This is a genomic window from Paenibacillus sp. DCT19 (assembly GCF_003268635.1).
Classification (GTDB): Bacteria; Bacillota; Bacilli; order Paenibacillales; family Paenibacillaceae; genus Paenibacillus.
Genome location: NZ_CP029639.1, coordinates 1023388 through 1037667 on the forward strand (window position 1 = coordinate 1023388; position 14280 = coordinate 1037667).

Here is a 14280-nt window from a genome sequence, read left to right on the forward strand (position 1 = left end):
TATTCAATTTATACATAAAATACTGGCCTTCGATGCTACGAAGCTGTGATACAATAGGTGAGGTCTATAGAGAAACGGAAACACGCATAAGCACGAGGAGGAACAGGAACACGATGAAATCAGCCCCGTTTATTGCTGTGGAGGGTCCAATTGGTGCTGGGAAAACAACGCTCGCAACGATGCTTTCTCAGGAGTTGAATCTTCCGCTAGTGAAGGAGATCGTAGAAGAGAATCCATTTCTGGCTTCCTTCTATCAGGATATAGATGAGTGGAGCTTCCAGCTTGAGATGTTTTTCTTATGTAATCGATTTAAGCAATTGGAAGATACCGGAGCTCACTATGTGCAGCAGCATACACCCGTCATTTCGGATTATCATATCTACAAAAATATGATTTTTGCCGAACGCACCTTGAAGGGCACGAAGCGGGACAAGTACCGTCAAATCTATCATTTGTTAACCGATGACCTGCCAAAACCTAACTTGGTGCTGTACATTGAAGCAGAGCTTGATACCTTGATGTATCGGATCAACAAGCGAGGAAGATCCTTCGAGCAGGATATGGATCCAGGATATATGGAACAGCTTATTGCTGATTACAAAACAGGCATGGCCTATTTGGCAGATGGCCCTAATCCTCCAATTATTATTAAAGTGGATGCAGAAGCACTCGATTTTGTAGAGCATCCAGAACATTTCAGGCAGATCGTTAATCAGGTAAAGGAGTATATCACATGAATAACTATGGCATTCCAGCAAATGCATTAATTACCGTCGCAGGTACGGTTGGTGTGGGCAAATCCACGCTAACAGCAGCGCTTGCGGAACGTTTGAATTTCAAAACTTCTCTGGAACAGGTGGATCATAATCCGTACCTGGAGAAATTTTATCATGATTTTGAACGGTGGAGCTTCCATCTACAGATTTACTTCTTGGCAGAACGTTTTAAGGAACAGAAGAAAATTTTCGAAATGGGCGGAGGCTTCGTACAGGATCGTTCGATCTATGAAGACACGGGGATCTTTGCGCAGATGCACGCGGATCAAGGTACAATGTCTGCAACGGATTTCGAAACCTATAGCAGCTTGTTCGAGGCGATGGTTATGACGCCATATTTCCCGCACCCGGACGTACTGATCTATCTGGAAGGCAGCTTGCCATCCATCCTGAACCGGATTACTGAGCGTGGACGTGAGATGGAGATTCAGACAGATCGCTCGTATTGGGAACACATGCATGAGCGCTATTCTGTATGGATTGACCAATTCACAGCTTGTCCAGTATTGCGCTTGAACATTGACGAATATGATGTGCATGATTCGGCATCGGTTGATGCGATCCTGGCGCAGATTGCGTCTGTAATTACACCAGCGAAGGAAGCACAACGTTAAGTATATCAGCTTGCTGAAGCTCTAAGGCTTAATTAGCAGAAGAAAAGCATGTGTAAATAGTATGGAATGGACTCTCCCTATGTCATGTTGAATAGTGGGGAGTTTTTTTGTTTTTTTCTGTTTGTTTGGCTGAGGTTTGACGATGTCCCCCGGGAAATGCACGATTTTACGCGGGTCATGAAATGCACGCCATTGAGCTAGCTTGGGTATCGCTTACAACTTCATCATCGTAGAAAATGGTTGAATTAACGAATGAAATGTGGTTTTATTAGTTAGGTGAATTTTGGAAAATAAGCCTAAGCATGACTCAGGAGGGAAAGACATCGTGGAAGAAAAGCAAGGAATCAAGATTGGGATGCCGATTATCGGCGGGTTAATTGCGGCAATTGTGGGTGGTGCTGTATGGGCTGCAGTCGCAGCAATGACCGAGTATGAGGTAGGTTTAATTGCAATTCTCATTGGTGCACTGACAGGTTATGCTGTCGTGTTGTTGTCCAATAAACGGATTGCAACAGTACATAAAGTGATTGCGGTCATTTTTGCGCTTGTCGGCATTGTACTTGGGAAATACATGACGGTTGTTTATTTTGCATCCGAGATGTTTGATGAAGGTTTCATGCAATTGGTATTTGACGGCGAGATCGTTAACGCATTTATCGAAACGTTCTCGGATTATTTCGGTGAACCGATGGATCTGTTGTTTATTGGTCTTGCGATCGTATCCGCATGGCAGATTCCTGGTCGAATGGCCAAAACCAGTATGGCAACCGAAGCCTCATCAACTGACCACGCTCCACGAGCATAATCCTATATTCTTCATTCAAAAAAAATCTCAGAGTGAATGTGCCGAGAAGAAGGCTCCTTCACATTGCGGCTGAGAAACAAGCAAGAGGGACGTAACGCCAGAAGGCGTGCGTCCCTTTTTTGGTGATGATGTTTTACCTTGTAGATAGGTGAGAATCCAGCCTGTGGTAAATGTAATTGAGATTCACGCAACATTTCTAACGAACTCAGTTGGCCTTATTGTCAGGAAAATGAAAATCTGTGTGCTTCGAAATATTCAGACACGTCTTAGTCTGCTTGCTGCTGATCCGCAAAGATCGCCATGGCTTCTTTCATAAAGGCAGCTAATCCTTCGCCAAATTGGTCAATGTTACGTGTGAAGCGTTCATCATCCACATACATCTGACCCAATCCTCGAAAAGCCTCGGGTGAATAATGCCCCATCTGATTCAAATAGGTGTACCACTGCGCAATGACCGCTTGGGATTCAGCCGATGCGGGTGAAGTGTCACGAAGGGTTGCCAACTGAGTGAAGATGCCATTCATCTGGTCCGATAGAGCCTTCTGTTCATTGGGTGATTTGCCTTGTAATTTTTCATTCGCCTGATCTACAGCTTTATTCCCCAGCGCTGGCGCGCTTCCTGTTCATAGGGGTTCTCCTTGAAGTTAAATCCTTCGAATTGTTCCTTTGTCGTCATATCAATGTCTCCTCTCATATGCATAACACTTTTATCGATGGTGGCAATCATACGGTCTAAGCGTACCCTTTTCTCCAGAAGGATCTGGCGATGCATCTGAAGTGCTTCCTCCCGGTTGAAGGAAGGGCTATTTATAATGTCTTTGATATCTTTCAGTGAGAAGTCCAGTTCTTTGAAAAATAATATCTGCTGCAGCATGTCTAGATTGGCGTCTGAATAGAGTCGATACCCTGCAGAAGTGACTTCACTAGGAGTTAACAAACCGATCTCATCATAATGATGCAGTGTGCGCACACTGATCGAGGCAAGCTCGGCAACTTCTTTTACCTTCATGGCCATGGTTTCAACCTCCTTACATCACCGATTGTACAGTGTCACGTTACGTGAGAGTCAACCCTGTTCATTGGATTAGATTTTTTGGTTTTTGAAGCACTAGTTTGGGTGTTAACTGCATTAATTCAGCATCTATAGTATTGGAATATTCTATACCTGTATTTAAATTTTTGATAAAAACAATTTCAGAGATCATGCTACACTAATCCTTATAATTCCAATAAGATTTATTGTATATAGACATATGATGTTGAAAAAAAGTGAGTCAGGTGATCTTATGAACAATCTTCTTGAAATTGAAGCGCTACGTGTCACATTCACAACAACGAAAGGTGAAGTTAGTCCAGTAGACGGCATTAATCTAGCGATAACTCCGGGTGAAACATTATGCATAGTCGGGGAATCAGGTAGTGGCAAGAGTGTCACTTCCTTATCGATTCTAGGTTTGCTGGGAGAGAAAGGACGCATTGCTGAAGGACATATCCGATTGAATGGCACGGATCTGACCGAACTGAATCAGACGCAGTTAAGAAAAATTAGAGGCAAGCAGGTTTCAATGGTTTTCCAAGAACCGATGACAGCTCTCAATCCGGTGATGACGATTGGCAATCAGCTGCTTGAGGTAATTCAGGTTCACACGAAGCTTAACCGAAGACAGGCAGAGCATGCTGTACTTCAGATGTTACAGAAGGTAGGCATTGCACGACCCGAAGCGGTGATGAGAGAGTATCCTCACTCCCTGTCGGGGGCATGAGACAACGGATTGTCATCGCTATTGCTCTCATATGTGAGCCGAAATTACTCATTGCGGACGAGCCTACAACAGCACTCGATGTTACGATTCAAGCACAGATTCTGAATTTAATGAAGCAACTGCGTGAAGAGAGAGAGACAGCGATACTGCTGATCACGCATGACCTGAGTATTGTCGCCGAAATGGCGGATCGGGTCGCTGTCATGTATGCGGGTCAGATTGTCGAAGAGGCAGAGGTATTCTCCCTGTTTGATGAGCCTTTGCATCCATATACACAAGGACTGATGCGATCAGTTCCTACCATTCAGAGTGGGGCAGAGGATCGACTTGTACCGATTCCTGGCACGGTCCCTTCGCTTACGGATCTACCTCAAGGTTGTAGATTTCAGGCGAGGTGTCCCTATGCGATCGAACAATGTAGCCTGGAGGCGCCGTCTCTGAGGCAAGTCAGTGCCAAGCATGTGGTGAGATGCTGGCTTCCTCAACAATAACTGCAATTGAATGCACCAGGAGGTTTAGACTCAATGAGCAATTACCGTGTTAGCCCTGGAAACGAAGCTGCATCTCCGTTGCTCCGTCTGGAGGAATTACGCACATACTATCCGATTCGACAAGGGGTGCTAGGCCGCACTTCAGGATATATCAAGGCTGTGGACGGCATTAATTTGGATATATCGGCAGGTGAAACATTAGGTCTTGTCGGAGAGTCGGGCTGTGGTAAATCCTCAATTGGACGAACTATGCTGCGCCTGGAGCCTGCTCATTCGGGACGTATTTTTTTTGAAGGGCAGGATATTACGAATCTATCTCAGCACAGGATGAAGAAGGTTCGAACCAAACTACAGATCATTTTTCAAGACCCGTATTCATCACTGAATCCCCGCAAAAGAGTGGGAGATCTGATCTCCGAGCCGATTCTTGCACACCGGCTTGCTACACGACAAGAGGCGGAAGCAGAGGTTATTCGTTTACTTGATCTCGTCGGGTTGCCGCGGTCAGCCATGTCCCGTCATCCCCATGAATTCTCAGGTGGACAACGGCAGCGAATTGGCATTGCCCGTGCTTTATCATTGAAGCCTAAGCTGATCGTATGTGATGAACCGGTATCTGCACTCGATGTATCCATACAGGCACAGATTCTGAATCTATTTCGCGATTTGCAGCAGGAGCTGAATCTGACGTATGTATTCATTGCCCATGGATTGGGTGCAGTCAACTATATTAGTACACGGATTGCGGTCATGTATTTAGGCAAAATTGTGGAAATTGGCGCAAAAGAAGATGTCTTTAGTGACGCCAAGCATCCATACACACGCAGTCTATTAACGGCTAATCCGATCACTCATCCGCGTATGCGAGAGCAATCTCGCTTCGTTTTGGAAGGTGATGTGCCTAGCCCAGCTAATCCACCGCAAGGGTGTCGGTTTCATTCTCGCTGCCCGTATGCACAGGCGAAGTGTCAGGAAGAAGAGCCGCAGCTCGCAGATACGGGGATGCCTGCTCATCAGGTGGCCTGTCACTTTCCAATTGTGGAGGGATCTTGACGCCATGGTACCTTACATTATACGCCGTTTATTAATTGCACTTCCCGTATTGATAGGGATCACAATTATCAACTTTATCATCATTAATCTTGCTCCAGGTAATCCTGTGGAGATGATGATTGATCCCAACACATCCCAGGAGTTAATTGAGGCGAAGAAAGAGATGCTCGGCTTGAATAGCCCTGCAATCGTGCAATATGGCAAATGGATGATGAGCCTGATGCAAGGCAATTTGGGGTACTCCTTCAGTTCATTCGCTCCGGTATCTCAATTGATTGCAGAACGAATTGGCCCTACCCTTTTGCTAACCTTTACTTCGCTTCTGATCAGTTTGGCAATAGCTATTCCGGCAGGCATCTATAGTGCAGTTAAGCATAATACAAAGGTTGACTACATCCTGACTGGTTTATCCTTTATTGGCACGTCCATGCCACAATTCTTTCTAGGACTTGGGGTCATTTATGTGTTCTCGCTGAAACTAAATCTTCTACCTTCGGGCGGTATGGGGGTACTTGGAGGCGGTGGTGGTGTGCTGGATACGTTATGGCATCTCATATTACCTGCAAGTGTACTAGCGGTGGGAATTGTGGGCAAAAAAATTCGTTATGTCCGGGCAAGCATGCTGGATGTGCTCCATCAGGACTATCTTCGAACCGCGAGAGCCAAAGGGGTTGGTGAGTTTATGGTGACCAACAGACACGCCCTTCGCAACGCGTTATTACCGATTATCACGGTGTTTGCGATGGAGATTCCACTGCTACTGGGAGGCAGCATTTTGATCGAACAGATATTTCAGTGGCCCGGAATAGGACAGCTAACGATGCAATCCATCCTTTCGCGTGATTATCCTACGTTAATGGCATTAAATCTAGTCGCCGCAATCATTGTACTGGCTACGAATCTGTTGACTGATATGATCTATGCCGTTGCAGATCCGCGAGTTAAATATAACTAAACGATTTTATTAAACTACATTCATTCAGGAGGAGAGAGCGTATGAGAACAACATCCGACCTCCGTTTACAGGAGAGTTCCACCGCGGGGGCGGAATTATCACAGGGCTGGAAGTCAGTGGAGAACAGCCATTTCAGACTTGTAGTCAGCCGTTTTGCACGCAATCGATTCGCTGTTGGTGGACTAATCGTGATTGTTTTGTTAATTCTGGTTGCAATGTTTGCCACGCAGCTTGCTCCTCACTCGCCAGATCAGGTAACAGCGTATTTCTCAGCACCTCCTTCAGGAGAACACCTGCTTGGGACAGATCAGGTTGGACGGGATGTGTTAAGTCGCTTAATTGTCGCCTCAAGGGTATCCCTTCTGGTGGGCTTCGCAACGGTTGCCTTATATGTGACGGTGGGCACGCTGATTGGTTTGATATCAGGCTATTTCGGTGGCTGGCTAGACATGGTGATCATGCGAATTACCGATATGTTCATGGCTTTTCCGTTCCTGATGGTGATTCTGGTCATCGTCAGTGCTCTTGGAGCGAGTCTTCAGACGATCATTTGTGTGCTCGCACTGTTCTCGTGGCCAGGGGTGGCGCGATTAGTGCGAAGCAGTGTGCTAACGATCAAACAACAGGATTATGTCCGTGCCGGAACGGCATTGGGTCTGGGGAACAGACGAATTCTGCTGGGACATATTTTACCTAATACGCTGGGGCCAATTATCGTCAATGCTACATTTGGCGTGGCGAGTGCCATTCTGAGTGAAGCAGGGCTAAGTTTTCTCGGGATGGGAGTACAACCACCAACGGCAAGCTGGGGCAATATGCTGAGTGATGCTCAATCCTTTACCGTGTTAACCGATCAGTTGTGGTTGTGGGTTCCGGCAGGGCTGATGCTGCTCATTACGGTGTTATCTATTAATTTTGTAGGGGATGGCTTGCGTGATGCATTAGATCCCAAGGAATGAGGAGAGGACAGAACAGATAATTCATGAAGAAGCATCGTGTGCACCAGTCTTGTTGCTTGTAGCGATTCTGGAATAGAGACTCACTGATATTGAAGAATTAAGCCATTGAAGGATTCAGCATCTAAATATCCAAAACAGGGGGAATATGTTGTGAGAAAAAATGTTCGTAACGGATTGTCCGTCATCCTTATCTTGTCGTTGTTCCTGCTTAGTGCATGTGGCTCGGCTGCTTCTACGAATACAGGCGGGACAGCAGAGGCTGGGGCGAGTACTCCGGAAACCCAAGAAACTGTTAAGGAAAAAATAGTAACGGTTGGCATTGTGAACTCCCCTCTAACGTTAAATCAGATCAATGATCAGGGGGACTCAGCTTCCAAAAACGCACTTGCTCTCATTAACGATGCTCTGCTTGATATTAATTCATCATTTGAATTTTTGCCTAAACTGGCGGATTCAGTGGACACCGAGGATAAGCAGCTCTACACCATTAAGCTCAATAAGGATGCAAAATGGAATGATGGACAGCCGTTCACCACAGCCGATGTGCTGTTCACGCTGAACACTGCTCTGAATCCAAAGGTGGAGACTTCATTACGGCTTAGCTTCATTGAAGGACTGAATGATGCGGGTAAGCTAGAGGATGGTCAGAATGAAATTACGGGACTCAGCATCATTGATGACCATACGTTTACGATCAAGACCAAGACCCCCATTGATCCAAACATTTTTAAAGAAACATTTGCGACCAAGCTGTACTTCCTGCCCCAACATATTTTGAAAGATGTGCCGCTTGATCAGCTTGCAGTTAATCCCTATTTCCAGAAGCCAGAAGTAACGGTTGGCCCATTCCAATTCAAGTCCTTTGCCAAGGATCAGTATGTGGAAGTTGTGAAAAACGAAAATTATTATCGATCTGTTGCTAAATTGGACAAGATTTTCATTAAAGTTCTCCCCGCTACGAACCTAGTTGCCCAGTTGCAGACGGGTGATATTCAGATGAATTCTCTTCCAGTAGGTCTTATTCCAATCACCGATTATGAGAAGGTTAAGGCATTGCCAAACGTCAATCTAGATTCCAGCGGCCCTTCAGAGCCAGCGGAGTTGTTCTTGAACAACAAGGTGTTTGATTCTCCTAAAGTTCGACAGGCCGTTGCTTATGCACTGAACCGTCAGCTGATTGTGGAACAGCTTCTCAAAGGTCAGGCTGAGGTAATCGACGGAAGTGTGCCGAGCGACAATCCATATTATGACCAAGATGCAGCGATCTATAGTTACGATCCAGAGAAGGCCAAGGCACTGCTCGCAGAGGCAGGTTGGGACTCCAATAAGGTCGTTCGCTTTCTGATTCCGGTGGGCAATAAGATTCGGGAGCAGGCGGCAGATATTCTGACTCAGAATTTGAAGGATGTAGGCATCAAGGTGGAAGTGCAGAAATATGATTTTGGAACGTTGATCCAAAAGGTCATTAAGAGTGAATACGAATTAACGATCTTTAACCGGGACTATTACATTGAGCCGAGCCTATACTTCTCCTTGTTCGCAAGCGACAACGCCAACAATTTCTTGGGATATAACAATTCGAAGGTGGACGCGCTGATCAAGGAGGGGGTAGCCGAAGCGGATGAAACGAAGCGCCATGACATCTACAAGCAGCTCCAGCAGATCTTACATGAAGAACTACCAACCATTAGCGTATATTCTGAGAAAAGATTGCAAGCTGTCGCCAAAAATGTACTTGTAGGTAAACCATCCAATATCGGGATGTTTAATAACGTGAATGAATGGGATATTCAATAGGAGTCTGAAGGAGCGTGCCTGATGATTATTGATTTTAGAATGAAGCCACCTGTCCCAGAGTGGGTGGAGTACGGGGATTACAATCAAGGAAGAGAGTCTGCAATCAAGCTGCTCAATCTAAAGGGTATCGAACCAACGCAGTCCATTACGTATGATCAGGTATTGGCCGATATGGACAAACTCGGAATCCGTTATGGAGTCATTATGGGACGAGGGGGTGAACGAGGTTCATCCAATCAGGAATTAGCGAGTTTCCTCGCGGATCATTCGCAGCGCTTCATTGGCTTTATTGGTGCAGATAGCGAGACAGTTGAAGGCTCGGTCGCGCTGATTGAGCAATACGGACGTTCGCCATTATTTCGTGGAGTATCCCTCAATCCTGCGGTACAACAACCTAGAATCCCTATTGGTGATCCGGCGGCAGATCCGATCTTCGAGGCATGTCGTAAGTATGGTTTACCGCTTGCAATTACCCTTAGCGGCATTCTTGGACTTCTGGGTGATGAACCAGATTATGACTATGCTCGTCCTTCAAGGCTTGTAAGAGCAGCACGCAAATATGCTGACGTTCCAATCATTATCTCCCATGCCGCATGGCCGTTCGTTGCCGAAGCTATCCAGACTGCGATATACTGCCCTAACGTTTACCTTTCTCCAGATCTGTATCTGGGGTTCCCTGGCAGCAGTTTATATGTTGAAGCCGCCAACTTTACGCTAGGTGACCGGATATTGTACGGAAGTTGCTTCCCAAATGTGCCGTATGATTGGGCATTGGAGCATTTTCGTAAACAGTCGTGGAACGAAGGTGTTCTGGATAAGGTTTTATATCAAAACGGTGCAGCCTTATTGAATCTGCCGTGATTCCCCAACAAGGATACGGAATGACAAAGCCCCTCGATTCGTTTAAGAACGAACGGTGGGGCTTGATTGTGGTTAGCTAGTGAACGTTGAGAAGGGACAGTCCCATGTCATGAATGTGAACGGGGGTCAGCCCCTGTAACGATAAATAGATGTAATGAATCTGACACACGCTATTCGCTCTCATTTTCCCGAATCTTAGATCTAACGAATCACAGAGGCTTTATTTCACGAATTCAGTCGATTATTCGCGTTTTCAAACCGTATTAGGACGGAATAGCTTTACTGAGGTTCGTTAAATTTTGCAAACGTAGATGATCCGCCTGTTAAGATGTGGTGGGTTCGTTAGCGCTTGGAGCGAAGAGATATTCGCATTTACTCGTTAGAGCTGATAAGCAGATAGACTGTTAAGGAAATTCTCTGAGGCGAATCCCTTCACTTCTTGTTCGCTATAGCGTTTGAGTAGTGCATTGATTAAGTTTTGAGTATGTCCTGCGTGCTCTAATCCCTCCACATAGTGGATCAGACCATCAAAATCCGATCCTAGTCCGATGTGCTTCACACCGCCAATGGAACAAAAATGCTCCACATGTCGCAGTACATCATCAATAGATGCTGCTTCGTCCTGATCGGATCTGAGAAAGTCGGGGAGGTATAAGACGTGCACGGTAGCATTTTTGGCGAAGAGAGCCTGTGCTTGTTCATCGGATAAATTGCGGGGATGGTTATAAATGCCCTGTGCATTGGAATGACTGGCAATGGGGTAGTCCGCCAACTGCAACACATCCCAGAAGCCAGCTTCACTAAGGTGGCTAACATCCGAGAGAAGGCGATACTCGTTATTGAATTCAATGATCTGTTTGCCAAATTGAGTTAACCCTGAACCGCGGGGCTCCAATGCGCCGTCTGCAGCGAGATTAGCGTAGTTCCATGTTAGTCCAACGGAGCGTACACCAAGCCGATATAACAGGTTTAGCTTGTGAAGATCATTACCAATCGGATCGACACCCTCTAGGGTGAGAAATGCACCAATTTCTCCATCACGTAGATTACGAATCTGTGACCAGTCAGTAATGTGAATGATCTCTGGATTTTTGTCCAGAATTTCCGTATAGAAATAATGCACTTGATCTAAGGCCGCTTCAAATTTAGCAGAATCCTTGAGATTAGGCGGGACAAAAATAGCAAAACCTTGAACTTTCACTTGACCAGCAATGAGTCGTGGTTTGCTTGCTTCTAGGCTGTCGGTGTGATCGAAGGCTAGCTTACCTCCAGCTCTCCAGATCCGAAACAGGGCATCACAGTGCAGATCGATGACATTCATGTGTAATAGACTCCTTTATTCAATTTGGCAAACTGTAACAGGGATTACTGGCTTGAGTTATGTAAGTGGTATACTTCGTTTCGCTGTAATGGAAGTTATTAGATTCACATAGGAACACGCGGCATCGTGATGCCTGCGGTGGCCGAATGCGCTGAGTAGACCGTACCGAATCATTCATATAGTACATGTCGCTACTGCTCAGCCAGGGTAAATATGCGAAATTAGTATAGTTTTTATTACACACTATTCTTATTTGTTAACTTTGTTTTGAGATGTAACGATTCTATCATTGAGCTTGTCTCTACACAATTCATCGAGCAATCAATAGTTCCTATATCACTATCAAAATAATCTATATGGCAAAGTAATAAGAAAAGCAGTGAGGTCTCTAGCTGGCGCATAATCCAAGCGCCCGGCGGGGTTGCCGCGGTGCAGGGGTGCTTGGCTACGCCAGCATCCCACCCACCGCCGCAGCGAACCGCGCAGCCGCTGCGCGCACGTCGGCCGCGCCCGCAATGGCGGAGATGACGGCTACGCCGTCGGCTCCAGCCGCCATCACGGCGGCCGTGGTATCGGGCGTAATGCCGCCGATACCCACCACCGGAACTGCGATGCCTGCGGCGCGCAGTTCCAAGATCCCTGCGGAGCCCAGCACAGCATGGGCATCCGCTTTGGATCGCGTCGGGTACATTGGCCCGACGCCAAGATAGTCGGCGCCCGCCTGCACCGCACGGCGGGCTTCCGACGCAGAGTGGGCGGATACGCCAAGCATCCGCCCAGCTCCAATGCGGGCGCGTACAAGCGCCGCGTCCGCATCATCTTGGCCGACATGCACGCCGTCGGCCTCCACAGCTACAGCCAGCTCCACATCATCGTTCACGATGAACGGTATCCCGTGCTGGCTGCACACCTCGCGAAGCCGCCATGCAAGAGCCAGGCGGGCTTCGCCAATCAGGGCACCAGTTCCTTTTTCCCGGAACTGGAACAGCGTAATGCCGCCAGCAATCGCCTGGCGCAGCACCTCCACAGGGTCTTGCGTGGTATTCACGCTGCCCATCACCAAATACACCTGCATTGCGCGTCGCACCGCGTCTGCATTCAGCTTAGGCATCACCGCTCACCCCGCTGCCTGCGCTGATACGCAAAATGATTCGTCGGCCCATGCCCAGCGCCAATGCCGAGCTCATCCTCAATGGCTGCCTGAATGAATGCTCGCGCAGTCGTGACGGCAGCCAGAACGGACGAACCCTTCGCCAGTTCAGCTGTAATGGCGGCAGAATACGTACAGCCCGTTCCGTGGGTATGAGGGGTCACTATACGAATATTCTCCAGATAGTGAAAGGACTGCCCATCATAGAGTACATCGACAATCATGCCGCCCGTATCATGGCCGCCTTTGATCAGGGCATACGTTGAGCCCATCTGCACAAGGCGTCGGGCTGCTTCTTCCCGTTCACTTACATTTCGAATGGACATGCCTGTCAGCAGTTCGGCTTCAGGGATGTTTGGCGTGGTGATCTGTGCATGCGGGATCAGCTCCGTAATCAGTGTCTGAATAGCCTGCTGCTGAAGCAGCGGTGCGCCGCCCTTGGCTACCATAACGGGATCAATGACCAGATTAGACCATTCATAATGGCGCCATTTCTCGGCTACCAATTGAATAATTTCGGTACTGTAGAGCATGCCTGTTTTTACCGCATTTGGCTTGAAGTCGTCGCCGGTCGAATCAAGCTGTTGGGCTATGCCTTCATACGAAATAGGAAAAACACCCTGAACTCCTGTTGTATTCTGCGCCGCAATGGCAGTAATAACGGTCATGCCGTATACATCAAGTTCCTGAAAGGTTTTGAGATCGGCTTGAATTCCAGCACCGCCGCCATTGTCCGATCCAGCGATTGTTAGAGCCTGAGCTATACGCATGGTGTATCTTCACCTCCATGGATGTGGCGAATAAGAGCACGTTGCTGTAGTACAGATGGGGATACTAGGTCGAGCTGATTCAATAGCTCGATCTGGAAACTGCCAGGGCCCTGGCTTTCCGTACGATCTGCAGCAATCTCAGCAGCAACGCCGTAGAAGGCGAGAGCTTCTACCACGCTATCCAGACGCTCCTTGTCATCAGTCGCCACAGCTGCAAATGCGCCAATTACAGCACTGAGCAGACATCCCGCACCGGTAACTTGGGTTAAGAGGACGTGACCGTTGCTCACGAGATAGGTCAGATGTCCATTCGTAATGACATCTTCGCGACCTGTGATCACAACGATACAGTTTAACTTTTGAGCTGCACGCTCAGCTATTCCGATTCGATCTCCTTCACCTTGTCCAGCATCTACACCTTTGCTATTCCAGTGCTCACCAATAACATTGGCGACTTCTGCCACATTGCCACGCAAGATCGTGAGACGTAGCTCACGAACGAGCATCTGAACCTGCTCGGAGCGATAGGATGTGGCACCAGCGCCAACAGGATCAAGCACGACAGGGACTTGATGGGCGTTGGCGGATATACCAGCGAGCAGGATGGACTGCACAACATCTTTATTAAGTGTGCCAATGTTGAGGACGACCGCGCCGGACATTTTCGCAACATCGGCAACCTCCTCGTGTGCATAAGCCATAAAAGGTGATGCTCCAAGTGCAAGCAAGCCATTGGCTACAAAGGGAGCTACCACAATGTTGGTGATATTGTGCACTAACGGATTTTGAGTGCGTATACGTTCCAAGTAAGACATCTGTTTTCCTCCTTAAATTCATTTTCATAACTCACTGGCATTTTCCCAGAATTACATGTAGGCAAGCGGCGAGAAATGCTATATTCTGATCTGCGATGACTCATTTTTCATCCTAAAAAATGCAAAAAGCCCCGCCCATTTCCGGAGAAA

General features: G+C 47.3%; 12 protein-coding genes and 2 pseudogenes. 9 read left to right on the top strand and 5 right to left on the bottom strand.

The features are described 5' to 3' along the window. Nucleotides 1–113 precede the first annotated feature (113 nt). From DMB88_RS04530 to DMB88_RS04540, 3 genes are all read left to right on the top strand, one after another. Complete coding sequence (locus DMB88_RS04530; RefSeq protein WP_128100378.1) at nt 114–737, top strand: deoxynucleoside kinase; 624 nt, start codon at nt 114–116, stop codon at nt 735–737. After that, nucleotides 734–1390: a deoxynucleoside kinase gene (locus DMB88_RS04535; protein ID WP_128100379.1), complete on the top strand. Its 657-nt coding sequence runs from the start codon at nt 734–736 to the stop codon at nt 1388–1390. Before DMB88_RS04530 ends, DMB88_RS04535 begins: the two co-directional genes overlap by 4 nt. A gap of 325 nt (nt 1391–1715) precedes the next feature. Beyond that, nucleotides 1716–2195, top strand: coding sequence for a hypothetical protein (locus DMB88_RS04540; RefSeq protein WP_254438451.1), 480 nt, complete (start codon nt 1716–1718; stop codon nt 2193–2195). A gap of 266 nt (nt 2196–2461) precedes the next feature. On the opposite strand, the pseudogene DMB88_RS04545 reads toward DMB88_RS04540, so the two are convergent. Further along, nucleotides 2462–3210 (bottom strand): annotated as a pseudogene (locus DMB88_RS04545) (MerR family transcriptional regulator). Nucleotides 3211–3481: 271 nt separating this feature from the next. Here DMB88_RS04545 and DMB88_RS04550 point away from each other — a divergent pair. The 6 genes and pseudogenes from DMB88_RS04550 (at nt 3482) to DMB88_RS04575 (ending at nt 10074) form a co-directional block, all read left to right on the top strand. Beyond that, nucleotides 3482–4449, top strand: a pseudogene (locus DMB88_RS04550) (ABC transporter ATP-binding protein). Nucleotides 4450–4482: 33 nt separating this feature from the next. After that, nucleotides 4483–5502, top strand: a complete 1020-nt coding sequence (locus DMB88_RS04555; RefSeq protein WP_128100380.1) for an ABC transporter ATP-binding protein — start codon at nt 4483–4485, stop codon at nt 5500–5502. A 4-nt stretch (nt 5503–5506) separates the two neighbouring features. After that, nucleotides 5507–6457, top strand: a complete 951-nt coding sequence (locus tag DMB88_RS04560) for an ABC transporter permease (RefSeq protein WP_164848608.1) — start codon at nt 5507–5509, stop codon at nt 6455–6457. A gap of 41 nt (nt 6458–6498) precedes the next feature. Further along, nucleotides 6499–7416, top strand: coding sequence for an oligopeptide ABC transporter permease (gene opp4C / locus DMB88_RS04565; RefSeq protein WP_128100381.1), 918 nt, complete (start codon nt 6499–6501; stop codon nt 7414–7416). 150 nt (nt 7417–7566) lie between these two features. Beyond that, on the top strand, nt 7567–9213 hold the full coding sequence (locus DMB88_RS04570) for an ABC transporter substrate-binding protein (RefSeq protein ID WP_254438452.1): 1647 nt from the start codon (nt 7567–7569) through the stop codon (nt 9211–9213). Between the two features lie 21 nt (nt 9214–9234). Further along, a complete protein-coding gene (locus DMB88_RS04575; protein ID WP_128100382.1) occupies nt 9235–10074 on the top strand; it encodes an amidohydrolase family protein in 840 nt (279 codons plus the stop codon). A gap of 379 nt (nt 10075–10453) precedes the next feature. Here DMB88_RS04575 and DMB88_RS04580 read toward each other — a convergent pair whose 3' ends face one another. The 4 genes from DMB88_RS04580 to thiM all read right to left on the bottom strand — a co-directional run bounded on the left by DMB88_RS04580 (nt 10454) and on the right by thiM (nt 14130). Next, nucleotides 10454–11395, bottom strand: coding sequence for a dipeptidase (locus DMB88_RS04580; RefSeq protein ID WP_128100383.1), 942 nt, complete (start codon nt 11393–11395; stop codon nt 10454–10456). Nucleotides 11396–11840: 445 nt separating this feature from the next. Then, entirely contained in the window at nt 11841–12506 is a 666-nt protein-coding gene (thiE, locus tag DMB88_RS04585; protein WP_128100384.1) for a thiamine phosphate synthase, read from the bottom strand. Continuing rightward, entirely contained in the window at nt 12506–13315 is an 810-nt protein-coding gene (gene thiD, locus DMB88_RS04590; RefSeq protein ID WP_128100385.1) for a bifunctional hydroxymethylpyrimidine kinase/phosphomethylpyrimidine kinase, read from the bottom strand. Before thiD ends, thiE begins: the two co-directional genes overlap by 1 nt. After that, the gene (thiM, locus tag DMB88_RS04595) at nt 13306–14130 is read right to left on the bottom strand and encodes a hydroxyethylthiazole kinase (RefSeq protein WP_128100386.1); all 825 of its coding nucleotides are present in this window, start codon (nt 14128–14130) and stop codon (nt 13306–13308) included. The genes thiD and thiM overlap by 10 nt, the downstream gene beginning before the upstream one ends. Between the last annotated feature and the right edge of the window lie 150 nt (nt 14131–14280).